Source organism: Clostridium zeae (genome assembly GCF_017312485.1).
Lineage (GTDB): Bacteria > Bacillota > Clostridia > Clostridiales > Clostridiaceae > Clostridium_AR > Clostridium_AR zeae.
The window spans coordinates 1,878,854-1,898,942 of record NZ_BMBA01000001.1 but is presented as its reverse complement, the minus strand read 5'-3'; the positions used below and the strand labels follow the sequence as shown (position 1 = coordinate 1,898,942).

Below are 20,089 nucleotides of genomic sequence, written 5' to 3'. Positions count from 1 at the left end.
TAAAACTGAGAGAATGAGTAGTGAGAGGTTGAGTCCGGGTAGCAAAAGTTCCAGCAGGCGAGTGTGGGGTCAAAGACCAGGTCAACTAGCGTTCTAAATGCACCAACGGTGCGCATTAGCAGTCTTTTAAAGGCTGCTTTTTATTTTGCATCTCAATGCGATTAGCCACCAATTAACCACCTAGATAATATAATACTATAAGAAACTATAACAATCTAAGTGGTAGGTACGTTAATTCTGTAGTTTTCTAAAACCTTTTTAGTATTTTCCTTATTAACATGAGTATAAATCTTATGTGTGACTTCAGAACCTTTCTTATGCCCTACTATTGTTTGCGTAATAGCTTCTGGAACGCCATCAAGTGCCATTTGAGTTATAAATGTATGTCTAGTAACATGGAAAGGTCTATAGGGCAATTTGAGCGCTTTTAGAGCGTCTGTCCAATGTCTTAATACATATCTCTTTCCTAATGGGCCTCCAAGGGCTGCAGTAAAGATTAAGTCATGTTCATTATTATAACTATCCCCTGATTTAATCATGTTCTGAACTGCTCCCTGTCAAGTAGACAGTGAAAATATTAAAATTTTGGACGTGGTACAATAAAGTAGACACAAAGTTAAGAAAAAATAGTGAAAGGTGGCTGCTTTATGAGACGTTCATATGATAAACAATTTAAGATTGCAGCGGTAAAATTAGTTTTGGATGATGACATGTCTGTCGCTGAAGCTGCAGAAGCTTTAAACATCCACTACAATTCCCTGTACCGTTGGATCAGTGAATACGAAGAATATGGAGAGAGTGCATTCCCAGGTCACGGGACTGCACTCTATTCTTATCAGTATGAGATAAAAAAGCTTAGACAAGAGAATGAAGGACTTAAAAATGAATTAGATATGCTAAAAAAATACCAGGCCTTCTTGAAGCGAAAGAACAAATAAGATTTCAATACATAAAAGACAATGAACATCACATAAACATCAAGAAGGCCTGCAAAGCATTGGGAGTTTCAAGATCAGGCTACTATAAATATCTAGATCACAAACCTTCCAAGCGTGATCTTGAGAATTCAGCTTTGAAGGAAATTATTAAAGAAATATTCGATGAGCATAAAGGACGTTACGGTTCTATACGCATTAGAAAAGTTCTTAATGAGCGCGGAATTTATGCTAATAGGAAGCGGATATCCAGGCTAATGCGTGAAATGAATTTATGCCCGAAAGGTACCAGGTATAACTACAAAAAATATAATCTCAGAAATAGAGGCGAAGAAAGACCTAACTTGTTAAATCAGATGTTCTTAACAGATGCCAAAAACAAGATCTGGGTTGGTGACATTACATATATTCCTACTAAGAAAGGTACTCTATATCTTTCTGTATTTGTAGACCTCTTCTCTAGAAAAGTTGTTGGGTGGTCAATGGGTAACAGAATGAAAGATAATTTAGTAATTGAGGCATTTTTACAAGCTTATGGAAAGGAGCGCCCCGAGACTGGGCTGATTGTCCATACCGATCAAGGTTCTCAGTATACTGGCGGCAATTTTAGAGCTATTCTCTCAAAGCATGGAGCTAAACACAGTAATAGTCGAAAAGGAAATCCTTATGATAATGCAGTAATGGAGTCTTTTTACAGAACAATAAAAAGAGAGCTCATTCAAGGAGCACACTATGCGACACCTGAACAAGCTCAAAAAGAAATCTTTAAATACATTGAATTGTATTACAACACAAAAAGAATGCATTCTTCATTGGGATATCTCTCTCCATCCCAATTTGAGAAACAAAATTCATAAATTCCTCTTAACTTTATGTCTACAAAACCTTGACAAGTCCAATATATGTATGGAATACCATCGTGGTCAGTGGATGGAGTAGTCTTCCCTAGTACAAGTGTATTTATGGCTTCTACTACAAATTTTACTTCAATTGCAGCTGGTTATATAAACGGTTCAACGCTTGCCTACGAACCCGTTATAGTTCCCTACTTAGCTGGTAATCCAAGAAAAATAAGATTCTTTAATAGAAGTACTGGAACAATGGTAACAACACCTGATACAAGTATGAATTTTATGCTTACTATTTCGACACTAAGATAAAATACAATAACTATTTCTATTAAATGGATATATTTTACTTTTGTTTATGATATAATTTATAAAAAAGCATTTAGGGGTTATTGAGATTATGGTTGAACTTTTAAAATCGGACTATTCAGCATGTCTACGCAGAAAAATACCCTTCTTTCTATTATTAATATATAGAATTGGAAATAGTGTGGTATATAGCAAGATTCCCAAGCCTATAAAAAAGTTGGTAATTTTAATATTAAAAGTCATACAGAAGATATTTTCGGACATATTATTTCACACTGAGTTGCCTTTTGGAGCCAAGATAGGTAAGGGGCTGAGAATTAACCATCCGTATGGAATAATATTGAGTGAGTTTGCTAAAATAGGGGATAACTGTACAATCTTTCATCAAGTAACGATAGGTATGAATGAGGGAAATAGAAAAATAAACGATGGTGTTCCGCAGATTGGTAATAATGTTTACATAGGATGCGGTGCAAAGATAATAGGTGGAATAACTATAGGAGATAATGTAAAAATAGGTGCCAATGCAGTGGTTACTAAAAACATACCAAGTAATTGCACAGTTGTAGGAAACCCTGCGATTATTATTGACAAGTGTAAAGAAAATAGTGTAAGTGAATTAAAAGTCTATTCTATATAACATTAAAAAATAAATAATGCGACTCAAAAGGAGCTTAGAGAAAATTCCCTAAGTTCTTTTATTTTACCTAAAAGAAGGTGATAATTTGATAACTGTACATGATAGATTAATAACAGATTTTGATAATAACGGGCTTGCTATTTTAACGAACGTTATGAAAGCAGAAGTTGAAGAAATAATAAATAGTGACTATAAACTTACTTTAGTATATCCTTTAGCAGATAAAAAGGCTCAATATTTGGTCAAAGATAACATTATTAAAGTGCCTACACCGCTTGGAACTGATTTGTTTAGAATATACAAGACTAGAAAATCACTTCAAGACAGTAATAACATTGAGTGCTTATGTAGGCATATAAGTTACGATTTAGAAAGAAATTTCATGGAAGACGTACGACCTACCAATTTAAATGGGTATAATGCGTTAAACTGGTTAAAAAACAATACTGCTTTTCCTTGTAATTTCTCATTTTCTAGTGATATTCAGACTTTAAACACTGCCTATTATGTTAGAAAGAACCTATTAGAAGCTATAATGAGCACTGATGATAATTCATTTCTTAGTGTTTGGGGCGGAGAGTTAGAAAGAAGAAATTTCAACTTTAATGTACTAACTCAATTAGGCTCTGATAGAGGATTTAAGATAAGCCAAGGTAAAAACATGACAGGCATTGAAGAAAGTATAGAAGGTACAGAAGTCACAAGAGTAATGACGACAGGGCGTGACGATAACGACCAACCTTTATTGATTCCTGAAAAGTATGTTGATTCTCCATTAATCAATAATTATATAAGTCCTAGCATTAAAACTGTTGATTTTCCTAATATAAAGGTATCTAGAGAAGATGCACAAACAGACTATCCTAACAATGAAGCTGTTTATGAAGAGCTTAGGAGACAGGTTAATCTTATGTATTCAGAGCAGCATATAGACAGGCCAAGCGTAAACTATACAGTAGATTTTGCAGATTTAAGCAGAACAGACTTATATAAGGATTTAAGTATACTTCAACAACTTTATATTGGGGATATATGTTCAATTTATAGCAACAAATTAAAGCTTGATTTAAAAGCTAGATTAAGATCATACGCTTATGATTGTATTCTTAAGAAATACACTAAATTAGAACTAGGTGACTACACTAAAAGGGATTATGCTGTATCTAATATCCTAAACAATAAAATAATAACTGTAGCTACTGATAATTATGTAATAGGAAATAAGCTCAAACAAGCTTTAGGAGGTCATGTAATTAAACGTGAGGGCGAAATTCTTATATGTGATACTGATAATATAGCTACAGCTGCAAAGGTATGGAGATGGAACTTGAACGGACTAGGATACAGTTCTACTGGCTATAATGGGGATTTTCCTGTGGCTATTACAATGGATGGTGAAATAGTCGCTAATTTTATTAAAACGGGTGAATTAGATGCATCTTTAATAAAGGTTGGAGTGCTAAAGTCAGAAAACGAAATTACATGGATAAATATGAATGATGGAACATTTAATTTTGCAAATAAATTTAAGTTTGATGGATCCCAGTTTTTCTTTGATGGTGATTTAATAACCGACTTAGATGGTTCTGTAATTACTGGAAGGATTAAGAGTGTTGATGGAACAGTAGATATAGATTTATCCAATGGTGGGTTTAGAATAGGTGGCAGGTCAGGAGATACAGCAATTCACACAAATTCATATTCTAGATGGAGTCATTCAAATGGAACTTACTCTCAATCTGATGCAGAAGGATTCTTTAATATACAAGGAAATCAAAAACGAGGATATCATTTCTTAAGTTTAGCAGCACCAGGAGCAGGAACGCAAAGTACAGGAGCAAGGGTTCAACTACCAGATCAGTTTAAAGGCAAGGATTTTGATATTGCTATTTCACTAAGTAAGATAATGGCTCCTGGTAGTGTATTCCCTAACACTATCGATTTGTTTACAGATACAAAATTTGGAGTTGCTTATTGCTATATAATAAATAAGAACATTCAAGATGGTTGGTTTGAATATGCATCTTGGGGATTTTGGGATTACATTCAAGATAACGTTTTACATACAGCATTTGTTCCACTGGAATGCTCATATGTAGTAACAGCCTAGAGGAGGGGTTAAAATGACACTTGATGAATTTAATAAAAAAATGACATTATATTATTCTAAAGAAACAGGCGAAATTAAATCTTACTGTTTAGGGCCACAAACAATGGATTATTTCAATGTAAATAAAGAAGAGTTTTCAAAGATTTGGGATTACAAGGTATTTGACAGAGACGATTATGTTATTAATAATAAAGAAAAATTTGTTGTAGATTTAGAAACAAACCAATTAAAAATTAAACAGGATGCACTACCAAAGTATCCAGTTGCATAGGAAGGAGATATATATGGAAAATGTTTTCGATCAAGAACTTTGGGAAGAAAAACACAAAAATTTGAGTGAAAAGGTTGAATCCCATGGAGATGCTTTAAAGGAACATGAACACAAAATTAATAAACTTGTAGCTGAGAGTGTAGAGTTAAAGACAGATTTAAAAAATTTATGTAAACAACTAGAAGGGTTAACCACAACAATGAAGTGGTTTATAGGACTAATGGTAGGAAGCTTTGTAGCTTTCTTTTTTTATGCGGTTCAACACAATATATTTAAATAATGGAGGGATTTTTTATGAGTAATGCAAAAGTAGCAGGGGATTTTCTTTACACAAGAGATGTTAACGGAAACGTGGAGCAAGGCCATCATGTAGATGAAGGAGACAGGATAACCGTAACAGATATCAGCTATTTGAAGCAGTTAGTGAGATGTACTTATCCAACACCTTCAGGAGATCGAGAAGCTTTTGTAAAGAATGCTTGTATAGTCTATGATAATGACCATAAGTTAAAGGTTCCTTACAGAGTTGTATTTGATATAAATTCAGGTGCAGCGATAGGAAGTGTTCAAGATGAATACGTCACTATACTTCAGGATTTAGGCAGTAAGTACAATGTTGCATATGATACAGATAAAGGACCTAACACTAAGTCAGGTGTTATATGGAAGTGGGACTTACCAAAACCTCAAGAAACAACACAAGTTAATCCTAATCTAGTATCTGATGCGTTAGTTAATTTTGTTAAGAGCTATGAGGGATTCGTGGATCATAACTACGATGATGGAACTGGTGTCCAAACTATAGGATATGGAACCACTGATGATGATAAAGTAGCACTAGGACGTTGCACTGAAGAACAAGCTACTGAATGGCTTAAACAAGAAATAAATAATAAGGCAAGCAGAATAAAAGCAGATCTTGATAGTAAAGGCGTACAGCTCAAGCAAAATGAGTTCGATGCATTATCTAGCTTTTCATATAATTGTGGAGTTAAAGCCCTTTTAGAGGACTCAAATCTTTATAAGAGGATTTGCTCAGGTGTAAGAGATGAAAGCCTTAGAGAAAACTTTACTGCTTGGTGCAATGCTAATGGAAAGAAGTTACAGGGCTTACTGAATAGAAGAAACGAAGAATGTGATATGTTTCTAAATGCTGATTATATAAGAAATCTATAAGATTAGAGTACCTTAATAGGTACTCTTTTTAATTACTAAAAAATAATAAAATATATGGAGGGATTTTATAATGGAATATATAATAAATTTATTATGGCAGTGGAGATTTGTAATAGTTTTAATCATAGCAATAGGAGTTTATGCAACGTTTGAGTGGAGTAACTTTAAATCTATATGTTATGGTTTAATGCTACAAGCTAAGAGATACGCTAAAGATGAGGTCTTAAAGTCAGGTGATGAGCAAGTTGAATGGATAGTAAATAAGGCTTATCAATTCCTACCTATTCGGTTAACTATATTTATTTCTAAGGATTTAATGAGAAAAATTGTGCAGTATCTATATTCAAAATTGAAAGACTATCTAGATGATGGACAAGTTTAAAACAGTATAAAATAGCTATAAACCTAGAGAAAAATAGAAATTTCTCTAGGTTTTTTTATTTTTATAGAAAAATTGACAAAATTTTAACGATAAAACGGTTCTGTGAGTCTAATAATTAAAGGTATGACATACTACTAATCTCACTTTTTCGTACGATATAATAAAGATTAAAATAATTAGTTTCAGCGTAGTGATATATAAGGTAAATAACAGAATTTTAGATAAAAGTATACAAAGTATTAAAAAGGATTTTATTGTGTAAAATGAATCTAAAAAAATGTTTCGTGGTAACATTATAATAATTTAAATGATAAAAAAACACTATTTTTAATATATTTTCTATAAATTTACAAGGGTTAAATTTGATATATTGACATAAAAAAGCAAATAAGTTATTATTTACACATAAAGGGGGTGAAAGTTATGTCAAAGAGAACTATAAAAATACTTGAATCAGCATCATTTGCAAAGGGTGATGGATGGATTATGAATCCATAGTACTAAAAATAAAGGATCGAATTATCGATCCTTTTTATTTAATTAATAGAATAATTTAATAGAGGTGTAATTATGCATGCTTTAAAAGAAAATATATTATTGAGATTAGAGTACTTTGGTGGAATATTAATAAATAAAGATAATTTTAGTAGATATCAATTAAATAGCTCTGAAGCAATATTCTTAAGGGCTTTGGAGAAAGTAGGAGATATAGAGAAGGCTGCAGTAATTCATGATGATATAATTAATAATAAAGATTATGATATTGATAAATTTTTAAAAATGGGAGTTATAGAAGAAGAAAAATCTATTAAGGACAAATTTGATATTAATATCCAGAAGGTAATAGAAACTATAAAACAAGATTACAGCGAGATAAGAAAACATAAATTTTTATCGGCACCATTAGAATTAACTATTTATCCTACATTAAAATGTAATCTTAACTGTAAATTTTGTTTTTTACAAAATAAAATTTCAAATGAAATCACTTGTGAAAAATGGATTGAAACAATTTCACAAGCAAAAGAAATGGGTGTGCTAAGTATTTCAATACTTGGTGGAGAACCAGCGCTTTATAAGAATATAGATGAATTACTCAATGCCATTGAATCAATAGGTATAAAAACAACAATAACAACTAATGGGTCAAAACTTAAAGATAGTACAAAAGAGATATTATTAAAGTCTAAATTCATCACGCCTGTAATATCACTTCAATGTTTAAGTGAAAAGAATAAATATTTAATGGGTCTAGAATATACTGATTCATTAGAAACAATTGAATTCTTTCTTAGAAATAATAAGCCAGTTAGGATAAATAGTGTTTATTCTATTCAGACCATCGAAGAATTTTATGAGATGATAGACTATGTTGCCGTAAAAAATATAGATAGGTATTCTATTGCTACATACGTAAAGAGTAATGAAAACAATGATATAAAAGTAAATCGAACATTATTAGATTCTAGGGTTCTTAGTGAGAAATTAGAACAATACATTGAAGATAAATATGGAGATAAAAAAATTAATTTCCTTGTGGAAGGTTGTTTAATATATTCCGCTTACCCTGAAATAATAGATGAAATCTCTGGATTATCAGAATTTGATAAATTGTATTATGGCTGTAGGGCTAGCAAATCTAAACTTGAAATATATTCAAATGGAGACATATATCCATGTATATGTTTTGAAAATTTAATGAAACCAACTAGTAATATATTGGAGAAAAGTTTAAGTTATATATGGAGAAATGATTCGAATTTTAATATAATGAGGAATGATAATACGTCAGCACCAACTTGCATAAAGTGCGGATTTAATATATTTTGCAATGGAGGATGTCCAGCTACTAAGCAGAAATTATATGGCAAGAAATACAATGAATTTAAGGATCCTAATTGTTGTATTCCAAGTATATAATGAAGTATATGGATTTAAATAAATGATGGACAATGAGTTGAGAAAAAACAAGTTTTTTTATAAGTCGTATATTATTTCAAAACAATCTCTTTTTATATGGACGGTATTTTTAATTTACTTAAAGCAAAAAGGGTTAAGTTATACTGAGATTATGATGCTAAATTCTATTAGTGCTGTTATTACTTTTATTTTAGAAATTCCATCAGGAATATTAGCTGATAGATTTAGTAGAAGAAAACTTTTGTTATATGGAGAAATTTTTAAAGTATTGAGTTTAATAATAGTTTTATGCACAAACAATTTTTTTGTTTTAATATTTAATGCTATTTTCTCTGGTGTTGGTGATGCCGTAATTTCAGGAAGTGATGAAGCATTAATATATGATTCGTTTTTAAAAGATGGAAAAGAAGAATTTTATAAAGAATATATTTCTGTTGTTCAAATGTGGGCATTTAGGTTTTCAGCTTTAGCAACACTTGTGGCAGGCTTTTTATATGGAATTAATTATAATTTACCAATTATATTATCCATAATATTGCAGCTAATAGCGATAATATTTGTATTTCAATTAAAGGATACTAATAATATCATTAGATCAAATAATGATATTAAAGATGAATTAAATATTCAGTTGAAAAATATAAAATTTTTGATAAACAATAAATCTATAATAAAATTATTTTTTGTATATATAATAATGATGATTATAATATCAAATATAAATTATACTTCACAGACATTTTTACCAAGCATTGGATTGAATTATAGTTATATCGGGATAATTTTCTTTTTCTTTAATATAATAGCTTCGTTTGGTGCAAAATATGCGGCTAAAGTTAATTTGAAAAGTAATTATATTATACTTGGGTATTGTATAATCCTAATTGGTTTATGTTTTTCAAACTTATATTTAGCCTTAGTATTGTTATCTATTTCTAGGTTCATAAATGGAATGGTTTGGCCAATTCTGAATTCAGATATAAATAAAAGGTTAGATACGGAAAATAGAGCAACGATGCTATCTTATAAAAGTTTGTTAATACAACTCTCTTTTATTATATTCGATCCTTTAGTAGGAATTGCATTGGATTTAATTGGGATGAGATACACGTACGCTCTGATGGGGATATTAGCATTTATTGTTTTATTAGTTGTAATAGTGTTTAGGAAGTATTTATATAATAAAAATAAAACTATAATTAGTTAAAAAGTAAATATATGTATTTTAAGCTTAGAGAGGTCAATCTTCCTTCTAGGCTTTTGATTTTACACTAAACTTTTTAAGAGTATCCCCTATCAATTAAATATACGTAAGTAGACTAACGTTACACAGTATTATAACTTCAAGTATGTGAGAGGCTAAGATTAATATAATTTATGATAATATTAAAGAATGTGAGGATATAAGTTTATAGTTGATAAATTAAGAGGGGGTATTCTATTGCCTAGTTACTATAAGAAAATTGACGTAGAGGAACAAATGTTGTTTGATAGTGAGATAGCTAGAGATATAAAAAGTAAGAATGAAACAAAAGAAAACACAAATGTTAATAATAAAAACTTAATTTCTAAAGGACCAGATCCTGAGCCTTGGGGTTAAAAATTTTAAAAAACAGCAAGTTAGAAGCATATATCTACTCCTAACTTGCTGTTTTTATAACGTAATTCGTTATTTTATATCAAAATACGCTTTAAAATCTCGAAAAGCGTTACAATATCACTAATATCGATATAGAGTATAGAGGTGGTATTAAAATGGTGAAAATACATCTTTCAAAGCTTTTAGGTGAAAGAAAGTGGTCACAGGCAGATTTGGTTAGAATGACAGGTATAAGACCTAACACCATAAGTGAAATATATAACGAATTAGTAGATAGAATAAATTTAGAACGTATGGATTTATTTTGTGAAGCATTAGAGTGCGACATAGATGATTTACTAGAGTATGTGCCTAATAGAAGAAGAAGAGTAAAGCCACTAGATTAATTAAAAATGATGTATCTTAAACTAAAGATAAGGTGAGAAATTAATAGGTGGTTAATTATCCACCTATTAACCACCTAGTAAAAATATAAGTAAATTTGCTAGGACAAGCTATAAGCAAAAAGCTTAAGAAATAAGCCATGTACAGGACTCTAGAGTATTCTACTAATAGTATCGCTACAAAAGGCGAGTGTGGGGTCAAAGACCAGGTCAACTAGCTTTAAAGTAGGTATTAGCATTTATATGTTGATGCCTACTTTTATTTTTGTTTTAATTTTGGTGTTAAGTTATTGGATTCCTAGCTCAACTACTAATTTATTCATCCTAAAAGTTATAGATGCGTGATTTTCGGATAAATATAAATTAAGCTTTACCACAGGTATCCTATAGTATGGAGATATATTGAGATATAACTTATACATAAACTAATTCATATTTAGAAAGTTGCACTAAAATTCATATTTTTCTCAAAAATTTAATATATGAACATCATTAAAAAGGTGAATAAAATATAACTAGATATAATATAAATCAATAATCACATATATAACAATAGAAATGAATAAAATCGAAATAATGTACAAGCATGCGATAATTGGAGAATAACAAAGGAATATACGATTAAATTGATTAAATTTTCTGTAAATTCAAATAATTATACTTGTTATTATTTGAGTAACTGTGTAAAATTAAATTAACAAATACAACATTAACAAAGGTTAAGGAAATTTAAATTTGTATATAAGTATCTATAATCATAAATATAATCTTATATATAAGTAAATACTTTAAAAAGTAATAAAAAAACATAACCTTTTAATTAGGAGAGGGGCTGACCATATGAAAGTTACAGTATTAGCAAAAAACATAGTATTAACAGATCCTTTAAAGGAAGCGGTTGAGAGGAAAATTTCAAAACTTGAGAAATATTTTACTCCGAATGTGGAAGCCAAAGCGACATTAAGTGTACAAAAAAATAGACAAATTATAGAGGTTACAATTCCTTTTAATGGTGCTATATTAAGAGGAGAAGAAGCCACAGATGACATGTATAAATCAATTGATTTAGTACAAGAAAAAATTGAAAGACAAATAAGAAAGCAAAAAACAAAGCTTTCTAGAAGATATAATAATGCAGAATCAGTAAGATATATTAACTTTGATAATGTGCCTAATGTTGATTCTGAAGATGATGAAGCACAAATAGTTAAGACAAAGAAATTTGGTATTAAACCAATGGGAGCTGAAGAGGCGGTTTTGCAAATGGAACTTATAGGACATAATTTCTTCGTTTTCCAAGATGCAGACACTAACCAAGTAAATGTAGTCTATAAGAGAAAAGATGGAAATTATGGATTAATAGAACCCGAGTATGAATACTAAAATTAACAATAACATGGGCTGACTGTAATAGTCAGCCCATTAAATATTTGACTACAATATCAGTTATAGTATAAAATGTAGAAAAACTTCCACTATAATAGTGATTTAAATAAGAGTTATTATAAAAAATAACTAAATGTTTTTAAAATGTTTACAATATTAGCTAGAATATGGTTTAATTTTACTATAAATACCCGTATCAATTATTGAAAAGGTATGTAAATAAGTGATATAATTTAAAGAGTTATGAAAATATACAGAAGTGTGAGGAAAAGAACATGGGGATACTTACTAAGGTTTTTGGGTCTTATAGCGAAAGGGAAGTAAAAAGAATTATTCCTATCGTTGATAAAATAGAAACTTTTGATAATGCAATGCAAGCATTAACAGATGAACAGCTAAGAGGAAAAACAGAAGAATTTAAAAATAGATATAAAAACGGAGAAGGTTTAGATAGTCTACTACCAGAAGCTTTCGCTGTAGTTAGAGAAGCATCTTTTAGACTACATTCAGAGAAGCATTATAGAGAACAGCTTATAGGGGGGATAGTTCTTCATCAAGGAAGAATTTCAGAAATGAAAACTGGTGAAGGTAAAACTTTATGTGCTACTTTACCTGCGTACTTGAATGCTATCTCAGGAAAAGGTGTTCACATAGTTACTGTCAATGATTATCTTGCAAGAAGAGATATGGAGTGGATGGGAGAAATATATCAATTCTTGGGTCTTACTACAGGAGTAATACTACACGATCTTGACAATGATCAAAGAAGAGCAGCTTATAATGCTGACATAACATATGGAACTAATAATGAGTTTGGATTTGATTATCTAAGAGATAATATGGTTATATACAAAGAGGAGAAGGTTCAGAGAGAATTAAGTTTCGCTATAGTTGATGAAGTTGACTCCATACTTATAGATGAGGCTAGAACTCCACTTATTATATCTGGAGCTGGTGAAAAATCAACTGATTTCTATAAGATCGCTGATTTCTTTGTAAAAAGACTATTTAAGGAAAAGCATTTTACTGTAGATGAAAAAGCTCATTCAGTAATGCTTACAGAAGAGGGAATAAAAGAAGCAGAACTTGCTTTTGGTGTTGAAAACTATGCCGATGCTGAAAACATGGAACTACAACATCATATTACTCAAGCTTTAAAAGGAAATTACTTAATGAGATTAGATAAAGATTACATGGTTAAAGATGGAGAAGTAATCATAGTTGATGAATTCACTGGAAGACTTATGGAAGGTAGAAGATACTCTGATGGTCTACACCAAGCTATAGAAGCTAAAGAAGGTGTTAAAGTAGAAAGAGAATCTAAAACTTTGGCAACTATTACATTCCAAAATTACTTCAGAATGTATAAAAAACTTTCAGGTATGACTGGTACTGCATTAACTGAAGAAAATGAATTTAGAGAAATTTATGGATTAGATGTTATTGTAATTCCTACACATAGACCTATAAAGAGATCGGATAATCCAGATGTAGTTTATAAGACAGTAGCTGGAAAGTTTAATGCTATTGCCGAGGAAATACAAGAAACAAATAAGACTGGTCAACCGATGCTAGTTGGTACTACAAGCATTGAAAAATCAGAAGCACTTTCTGCTCTTCTTAAGAGAAAAGGTGTAAAACATCAGGTGCTTAATGCAAAGTACCATGAGCAAGAAGCAGAAATAGTTACTCATGCTGGTGAAAAGGGAATGGTAACTATAGCTACTAATATGGCTGGTAGAGGTACAGATATAAAGCTTGGAGAAGGTGTAGTTGAGCTTGGCGGTCTTAAGATTATTGGTACAGAAAGACATGAATCTAGAAGAATAGATAACCAGCTTAGAGGACGTTCAGGTCGTCAAGGAGACCCAGGATCGTCAAGATTCTACATATCATTAGAAGATGACCTTATGAGAATATTTGGTTCAGATAGATTACAAGGTGTAGTAGAAAAACTTGGCTTATCAGATGAGGATGCCATTGAAAGTAAGATGGTCTCAAAATCTATAGAAAACGCTCAAAAGAAAGTTGAAGGTAACAACTTTGATGTAAGAAAGACTTTGCTTGGTTATGATGATGTTATGAATAAGCAAAGAGAAGTAATATATAAGCAAAGAGCTCAAGTTCTTGAGGGAGAAACTCTAAGACAACAAGTTCAAGATATGATAAGAGAAGTTGTATATGCATCAGTTGATTCCCATATATCTGGTGAAGAAGAAACTTTTGATGATGAAGTAAAACAATTAATAAGCTACATGGAAGATTTATATATACCACAAGGAATGTTTGAACCTAAAGATTTAGAGGTTTTATCAAATGATGAAATGAAAGAAAAACTTCTAAACTTAGCAAATGACATATATAGAGAAAAAGAACAACACTTTGGTGAAGAGCAGATGAGAGAAGTTGAAAGAGTTATACTTCTTAGAGTTGTTGATACAAAGTGGATGGATCATATTGATAATATGGATCATTTAAAACAAGGTATAGGACTAAGAGCATATAAGCAACAAGACCCAGTTCAGGCTTATCAATTTGAAGGAAGCAATATGTTCGATGAAATGATCGAAAACATAAAAGTTGATACAGTAAAGCTTCTATTCCATGTTCAAATGGAACATACACCTGAAAGAGAAAGAGTAGTTGAAGAAACAACAACAAATCTTGTTGATGACTCAATAAAGAAACAACCAACAAAAAAAGAAGCTAAGGTTGGAAGAAATGATCTATGTCCTTGCGGAAGTGGTAAGAAATACAAAAACTGCTGCGGAAGAGAAGTAGTTTAATATTATAAAAATCTAATATTAGCCAAAGCAGCCGATATCTATCGGCTGTTTTTCCTTTTTCCTCTCAATAAATAGACTTAATGCGGTAGTGACTAAATTTAAATGTTCCTACAGGAGATGCTATATTAATTCTTTACGAAACTCATTGAAGCATCGGATGTAGGAATATTTAAAGTTTAAAAAGCATTAAATGTTTTTATCCACTTGTTAGTTGTTTGATGTTGTAAAATTATTATATAATGATATACTATAACTTAGTTTAATAAAGTAGGGGTGATTTGTATATGATGCTTGAATTAGAAAATCAACTTTTAAAGTTGAATGAGTTTAAAAATATACTTAAGGAAATGGGGGCTTCACTTTGACATCCCAGAATTAATGAAGAAGTCAAGTGAGCTTGAATTTACAATGCAAGAAAAGGATTTTTGGGAAGATGTTAATAAAGCACAAAAGATAACTCAGGAATCTAAAACTTTAAAAGATAAAATCAGTAGATACAACTCCTTATGTGAAAGAGTGGATGATATAGAAGTTCTTGCTGAATTAATTGACGAGGATGATCATAGTACTGCAGATGAGATCATAAGTGAAATAAAGAAGTTAGATGATGATATAGATATATTTAGAATAGAAATTATGCTTTCAGGAGAATACGACAGGAATGATGCTTTATTGACTTTACATACTGGTGTAGGAGGTACCGATGCCAATGATTGGACTGAGATGCTTCTAAGAATGTATACCAGATGGTGTGAAAAGAAGGGATATAAGCTAGATACCTTAGATTATTTGGCTGGAGATGAAGCTGGCGTAAAGAGTGTTACGTTAAGAGTGAAAGGTGAATTTGCTTATGGATATTTGAAAACTGAAAAAGGTATACATAGGCTTGTTAGAATATCTCCTTTCAATGCTAATGGAAAAAGACAAACTTCTTTTGCTTCTGTAGAAGTAATTCCAGAACTTACAAAAGATCAGGATATAGACATAAATCCAGTTGATTTAAGAGTAGACACTTATAGAGCAAGTGGAGCTGGTGGACAGCATGTTAATAAAACTGAATCTGCTGTAAGAATAACTCACATACCTACCGGTATAGTAGTTCAATGCCAAAATGAAAGAAGTCAGCATTCAAATAGAGAAGCTGCTATGAATATGCTTAAATCTAAGCTTATTGAACTTAAGGAAAGAGCTCATAAAGAAAAAATAGAAGATTTAACTGGTGAATTAAAAGACATGGGATGGGGAAGCCAGATAAGAAGCTACGTTTTTCATCCGTACTCAATGGTAAAGGACCATAGAACTGGTACAGAGACTTCAAATGTAAATGGTGTTATGGATGGCGATATAGATATGTTTATAACTTCTGTATTAAGGGGAGAAAGCAAGAACACAAACTAAAGCAGTGAGGAAAGTTATTTTCTTATTAATTTTTTTAAAGGCAAGTAGTCATTAATGATTACTTGCCTTTAATCTATTCAACTTTAATTCTATTTTTCTTAGGTATTAGTAATGATAGAAATAGTGCCAAAGAAACACAATAACCCACTATATAAAAGTTTTTATTATAAATTTTTAAAATGTATTGATTACTATAGCAATATTTTATGATTTGATTCCAAGAAGCTTTGTAGTCCCTTTCAATCGATGTCTTATCTATAAAATCGGAGGTATCATTAGGAGTATGAATTTTTGATAAATCAGAATCACATATTGTAATGCTATCAATTCCAGCACTGTTGAAGCTTGCATGATCAGAGGCATTTTTAGCCTCAGTATTAAAATCAATCTTATTAGATTTACAGTAATCTTGTAAACTGCTAGATGTAATACTCCTATTAGAATTTTCGCCAGTCATTATAGTCATAGGAATGTTTTTTGATCCACCAATCATATCGAAGTTTATAGAATTACCATTCTTAAGGAGAATGTAATTTTTATCAACGAATGATTTTGAACCCAATAAGCCCAATTCTTCTGCATTGAAAGAAACAAAGATGATATCTCTTTCAGGCGGAAACATAGATGATAGAACACGAGCTAATTCTAACATAAATGATGTTCCGGAAGCATTGTCCAAAGCTCCTCTATAGATATTTCCAGATAGATCTTCGCCTAAATGATCATAATGTGAGGATAGTATAAGTGGTGGTAATTTTGAATTAGTACCTCTAATTACACCTGCAACATTATAAAGAGTTGTGTCTTCAACTTTATAAGGAATGGAACAATCTATTGTGTAGCCTTTTTTATTATAGGTTAGTAGATCATCATATACTTTTGAACTAATATAAATATACATTTCTGATGATGACTTCGAGATAAATGAACTTCTAAAGCTGAAATTATCTGTGGAGACTATAAAAATAAAACTTTTATTAGCTTGGACGATTTCTATGGCTGAAGGATATATTCTAAAATCGTCATTTGGATTTACTGTTACATGGTTTGTCCTATAATTTAGAAAACTATCTTTAAAGTCAATTCCGTATTCGTAATTCTTTATTAGAGATTTTTCTTTGTTATAAACTCTAAGGAAAGGGACACCATCAACTTTTATTGGTGTATTAGCATTAAAAGCCTCATAATAATCTTTAGTTAGAGGAGAAAGCTTGTACTTTATAAAAGAATTCTTTATGTATTCTCCTGCCAGTTTATTACCTAAAGTTCCGGAAAGTCTTCCTTTCATTGTGTCTGAGGACAAATAATTTATACTTTCTATAACTTTATTTGAATCAAAGAATTTCAATTTATTAGAATACATAAATGAAATGTTGGAAAGTAGGATACATATGGTTAATAATAGTGATATTAAGTTTCTTGTCATATCAAGCTCCTTAAAATTAGTATCAGTTAATTCTATGAGAATAAAAAGAAGGATATTCAATTTAAATATTGAAATAATATAGAAAGACATTAAAAATTAACCATACATCTTTTTAATAGTAAAGAGAATGGTAAAATAAGATCACATACTAGGGGAGGTAAATATGAACAACATTAATGTAACTTTAGCTAAAGAGCTTAATATAAGCATAGAACAAGTAGAGAATGTAATAAAACTGCTTGATGAAGGAAACACTGTGCCTTTTATATCAAGATATAGAAAAGAAATAACAGGTGGATTATCTGATGATATATTAAGAAAGTTTTTTGAAAGACTCAACTATTTAAGAAATTTACTTGATAAAAAAAATGATGTAATTAGATTGATTGAGGAGCAAGGAAAGCTAACTGAAGAACTTAGAAATCAAATAATGAATTCAAATACCTTAACTGAGGTTGAAGATATCTATAGACCTTATAAACCTAAAAAGAGAACAAGAGCTACTATAGCTGTTGAAAAAGGATTGAAACCACTTGCAGAGAGCATATTAGAAGGTAATTTTACAGGTAATATATTAGAGGAAGCTGGAAAGTATGTTAGTGAAGATAAAGGGGTTGCATCTACTGATGAAGCTCTTCAAGGTGCGATGGATGTAATTAGTGAAATAATATCTGATGATGCTGATTATAGAAAGTGGATAAGAGATATAGTAAAGAATGAAGGTATAATTGAAACTAAAGGAAATACATCAGAATCATCTCCATATGAGATGTATTATGAATACAAAGAAGCTGTAAAGACTATTCCGTCACATAGAATATTAGCTATAAATAGAGGTGAAAAGGAAAAGTTCTTAGCAGTTAAGATTTTAGTAAATGAAGATAAAATATTGAATTATTTGATGAGAAGAACTTTAAAGAATAATTCTATTACAGATAGGTATATTGAACTTTCAGCGAAAGATAGTTTTAAAAGGTTAATATTTCCGTCAATAGAAAGAGAAATAAGAAGTGAACTTACAGATATAGGTGAGCAAGGTGCTATAGATATATTCAAAGCTAATTTAAAAGCTCTGCTTATGCAAGCGCCGATAAAGAATAAGATTATTATGGGATATGACCCTGGCTTTAGAACTGGTTGTAAAATTGCTATTCTTGATGATACGGGAAAGTTCCTAGATAAAGCTACAGTTTTTCCAACAGTACCTAGAAATGATGTAGATGGAACAATAAGAGTTTTGAAAGAGCTTATATATAAATATAACGTAGAGGTAATATCTTTAGGAAATGGTACTGCATCTAGAGAATCAGAAGAAGTAATAGCAAAACTTATAGCTGAAGTTAAGAAAGAAACAGGAAAAGAACTATTTTATGTTATAGTTTCTGAAGCTGGTGCATCAGTATACTCTGCGTCTGAACTTGCTACTAAAGAGTATCCTGACTTAGACGTTACAGTTAGAGGTGCTATATCTATAGGTAGAAGGTTGCAAGATCCACTAGCAGAGCTTGTAAAAATTGATCCTAAAGCTATAGGGGTAGGTCAGTATCAGCATGATGTTACTCAAAAGAAATTAGATGAATCTCTTACTGGAATTGTTGAAGACTGTGTTAATAATGTAGGCGTAGATTTGAATATAGCAACTCCATCATTATTGAGTTATATATCGGGAATAAATCCATCTATAGCAAATAATATTGTAGCTTTTAGAGAAGAAAATGGAAGATTCACAAGTAGAAAACAGCTTTTAAAAGTTAAAAGATTGGGGCAAAAAGCCTATGAGCAATGTGCTGGTTTCTTAAGAGTTATGGAAAGTAAAGAACCATTAGATAACACTTCGGTACATCCTGAATCGTATGAAGTGGCAAGGAAGCTTATTGAAAGACTTGGTTATAATAATGATGATTTAAGAAATGGTAATCTAAGAGACATAGATGAAAAACTTAAAGAATTCAACTTAGTAGAACTAGCAAAAGAATTGTCAGTAGGCTTACCTACCCTTAAGGATATAACAAAAGAGATAAAGAAACCAGGTAGAGATCCTAGAGAGGAATTACCTAAGCCAATATTTAAGTCTGGAGTAATAGATATAAAAGATTTAAAGCCAGGAATGATGCTTATGGGAACAGTTAGAAATGTATCAGACTTTGGTGCGTTTGTAGATATAGGTGTGCATCAAGATGGATTAGTGCATAAAAGTCAAATGGCAGATAGATTTGTAAAACACCCATTAGACGTTGTTAAGGTAGGAGATGTAGTAGAAGTAAGGATATTAGAAGTTGATGAGAAGAGAAAGAGGATTTCATTATCAATGAAGAAAGAGTAATTTAAAAATTTTTATAAAACCACATTTATTTAGTAATGAGCATAAATATTTTTATGACAAAGCGCTATATTTTTTTGAAGTATAGCGCTTTAATTATAAAAGCAAGACAAATATAATATTATGAAATTGTATACAAAAATTTTCTTATTTTTTTTTCTATAATACATATTGTCAAAATAAAAACAAAGTTATATAA

Annotated in this window: 18 protein-coding genes; 16 read left to right on the top strand and 2 right to left on the bottom strand. The window is 30.7% G+C overall.

Annotated features, from left to right (window positions below; genetic code table 11):
- Window positions 1-215 precede the first annotated feature (215 nt).
- Window positions 216-539 (bottom strand): tyrosine-type recombinase/integrase, encoded by a 324-nt coding sequence (locus J3477_RS08680; protein ID WP_206869372.1) that lies wholly within the window; start codon window positions 537-539, stop codon window positions 216-218.
- Window positions 540-647: 108 nt separating this feature from the next.
- Here J3477_RS08680 and J3477_RS08675 point away from each other — a divergent pair.
- The 15 genes from J3477_RS08675 (at window position 648) to prfB (ending at window position 16,144) form a co-directional block, all read left to right on the top strand.
- Window positions 648-1,792 (top strand): IS3 family transposase gene (locus J3477_RS08675; protein WP_206869370.1). Its coding sequence is split into 2 segments (ribosomal slippage): window positions 648-906 and window positions 906-1,792, totalling 1,146 coding nucleotides; the frame shifts between segments, so codons are not numbered across the junction.
- 45 nt (window positions 1,793-1,837) lie between these two features.
- Window positions 1,838-2,095 carry a hypothetical protein gene (locus tag J3477_RS08670; protein WP_206869369.1) on the top strand — a complete coding sequence of 86 codons (258 nt, stop codon included), beginning with the start codon at window positions 1,838-1,840 and terminating at the stop codon, window positions 2,093-2,095.
- A gap of 88 nt (window positions 2,096-2,183) precedes the next feature.
- Window positions 2,184-2,732, top strand: a complete 549-nt coding sequence (locus J3477_RS08665; protein WP_206869368.1) for a serine O-acetyltransferase — start codon at window positions 2,184-2,186, stop codon at window positions 2,730-2,732.
- Window positions 2,733-2,817: 85 nt separating this feature from the next.
- The gene (locus tag J3477_RS08660; protein ID WP_206869367.1) at window positions 2,818-4,842 is read left to right on the top strand and encodes a phage tail spike protein; all 2,025 of its coding nucleotides are present in this window, start codon (window positions 2,818-2,820) and stop codon (window positions 4,840-4,842) included.
- 13 nt (window positions 4,843-4,855) lie between these two features.
- Window positions 4,856-5,113 (top strand): hypothetical protein, encoded by a 258-nt coding sequence (locus tag J3477_RS08655; RefSeq protein WP_206869366.1) that lies wholly within the window; start codon window positions 4,856-4,858, stop codon window positions 5,111-5,113.
- Window positions 5,114-5,126: 13 nt separating this feature from the next.
- The gene (locus tag J3477_RS08650) at window positions 5,127-5,393 is read left to right on the top strand and encodes a hemolysin XhlA family protein (protein ID WP_206869364.1); all 267 of its coding nucleotides are present in this window, start codon (window positions 5,127-5,129) and stop codon (window positions 5,391-5,393) included.
- A gap of 14 nt (window positions 5,394-5,407) precedes the next feature.
- The gene (locus J3477_RS08645) at window positions 5,408-6,289 is read left to right on the top strand and encodes a lysozyme (protein WP_206869363.1); all 882 of its coding nucleotides are present in this window, start codon (window positions 5,408-5,410) and stop codon (window positions 6,287-6,289) included.
- Window positions 6,290-6,359: 70 nt separating this feature from the next.
- Complete coding sequence (locus tag J3477_RS08640) at window positions 6,360-6,671, top strand: hypothetical protein (RefSeq protein ID WP_206869362.1); 312 nt, start codon at window positions 6,360-6,362, stop codon at window positions 6,669-6,671.
- A gap of 570 nt (window positions 6,672-7,241) precedes the next feature.
- Complete coding sequence (locus J3477_RS08635) at window positions 7,242-8,591, top strand: radical SAM/SPASM domain-containing protein (RefSeq protein WP_206869361.1); 1,350 nt, start codon at window positions 7,242-7,244, stop codon at window positions 8,589-8,591.
- Window positions 8,592-8,613: 22 nt separating this feature from the next.
- Window positions 8,614-9,798 (top strand): MFS transporter, encoded by a 1,185-nt coding sequence (locus J3477_RS08630; protein WP_206869360.1) that lies wholly within the window; start codon window positions 8,614-8,616, stop codon window positions 9,796-9,798.
- Window positions 9,799-10,032: 234 nt separating this feature from the next.
- Complete coding sequence (locus J3477_RS08625) at window positions 10,033-10,191, top strand: hypothetical protein (RefSeq protein WP_206869359.1); 159 nt, start codon at window positions 10,033-10,035, stop codon at window positions 10,189-10,191.
- Between the two features lie 155 nt (window positions 10,192-10,346).
- Entirely contained in the window at window positions 10,347-10,577 is a 231-nt protein-coding gene (locus J3477_RS08620) for a helix-turn-helix domain-containing protein (RefSeq protein WP_206869358.1), read from the top strand.
- 837 nt (window positions 10,578-11,414) lie between these two features.
- On the top strand, window positions 11,415-11,957 hold the full coding sequence (gene hpf / locus J3477_RS08615; RefSeq protein ID WP_206869356.1) for a ribosome hibernation-promoting factor, HPF/YfiA family: 543 nt from the start codon (window positions 11,415-11,417) through the stop codon (window positions 11,955-11,957).
- A gap of 278 nt (window positions 11,958-12,235) precedes the next feature.
- Complete coding sequence (gene secA / locus J3477_RS08610) at window positions 12,236-14,746, top strand: preprotein translocase subunit SecA (protein WP_206869355.1); 2,511 nt, start codon at window positions 12,236-12,238, stop codon at window positions 14,744-14,746.
- Between the two features lie 284 nt (window positions 14,747-15,030).
- A protein-coding gene (gene prfB / locus J3477_RS08605) for a peptide chain release factor 2 (RefSeq protein WP_206869354.1) occupies window positions 15,031-16,144 on the top strand; the annotation gives its coding sequence in 2 pieces (ribosomal slippage) (window positions 15,031-15,108 and window positions 15,110-16,144; 1,113 coding nt in all).
- A 73-nt stretch (window positions 16,145-16,217) separates the two neighbouring features.
- On the opposite strand, the gene J3477_RS08600 is transcribed toward prfB, so the two are convergent.
- Window positions 16,218-17,570: a M28 family metallopeptidase gene (locus J3477_RS08600; RefSeq protein ID WP_206869353.1), complete on the bottom strand. Its 1,353-nt coding sequence runs from the start codon at window positions 17,568-17,570 to the stop codon at window positions 16,218-16,220.
- 163 nt (window positions 17,571-17,733) lie between these two features.
- Here J3477_RS08600 and J3477_RS08595 point away from each other — a divergent pair, with 163 nt between their 5' ends.
- The gene (locus tag J3477_RS08595) at window positions 17,734-19,893 is read left to right on the top strand and encodes a Tex family protein (RefSeq protein ID WP_206869352.1); all 2,160 of its coding nucleotides are present in this window, start codon (window positions 17,734-17,736) and stop codon (window positions 19,891-19,893) included.
- The last annotated feature ends 196 nt before the right edge of the window (window positions 19,894-20,089 follow it).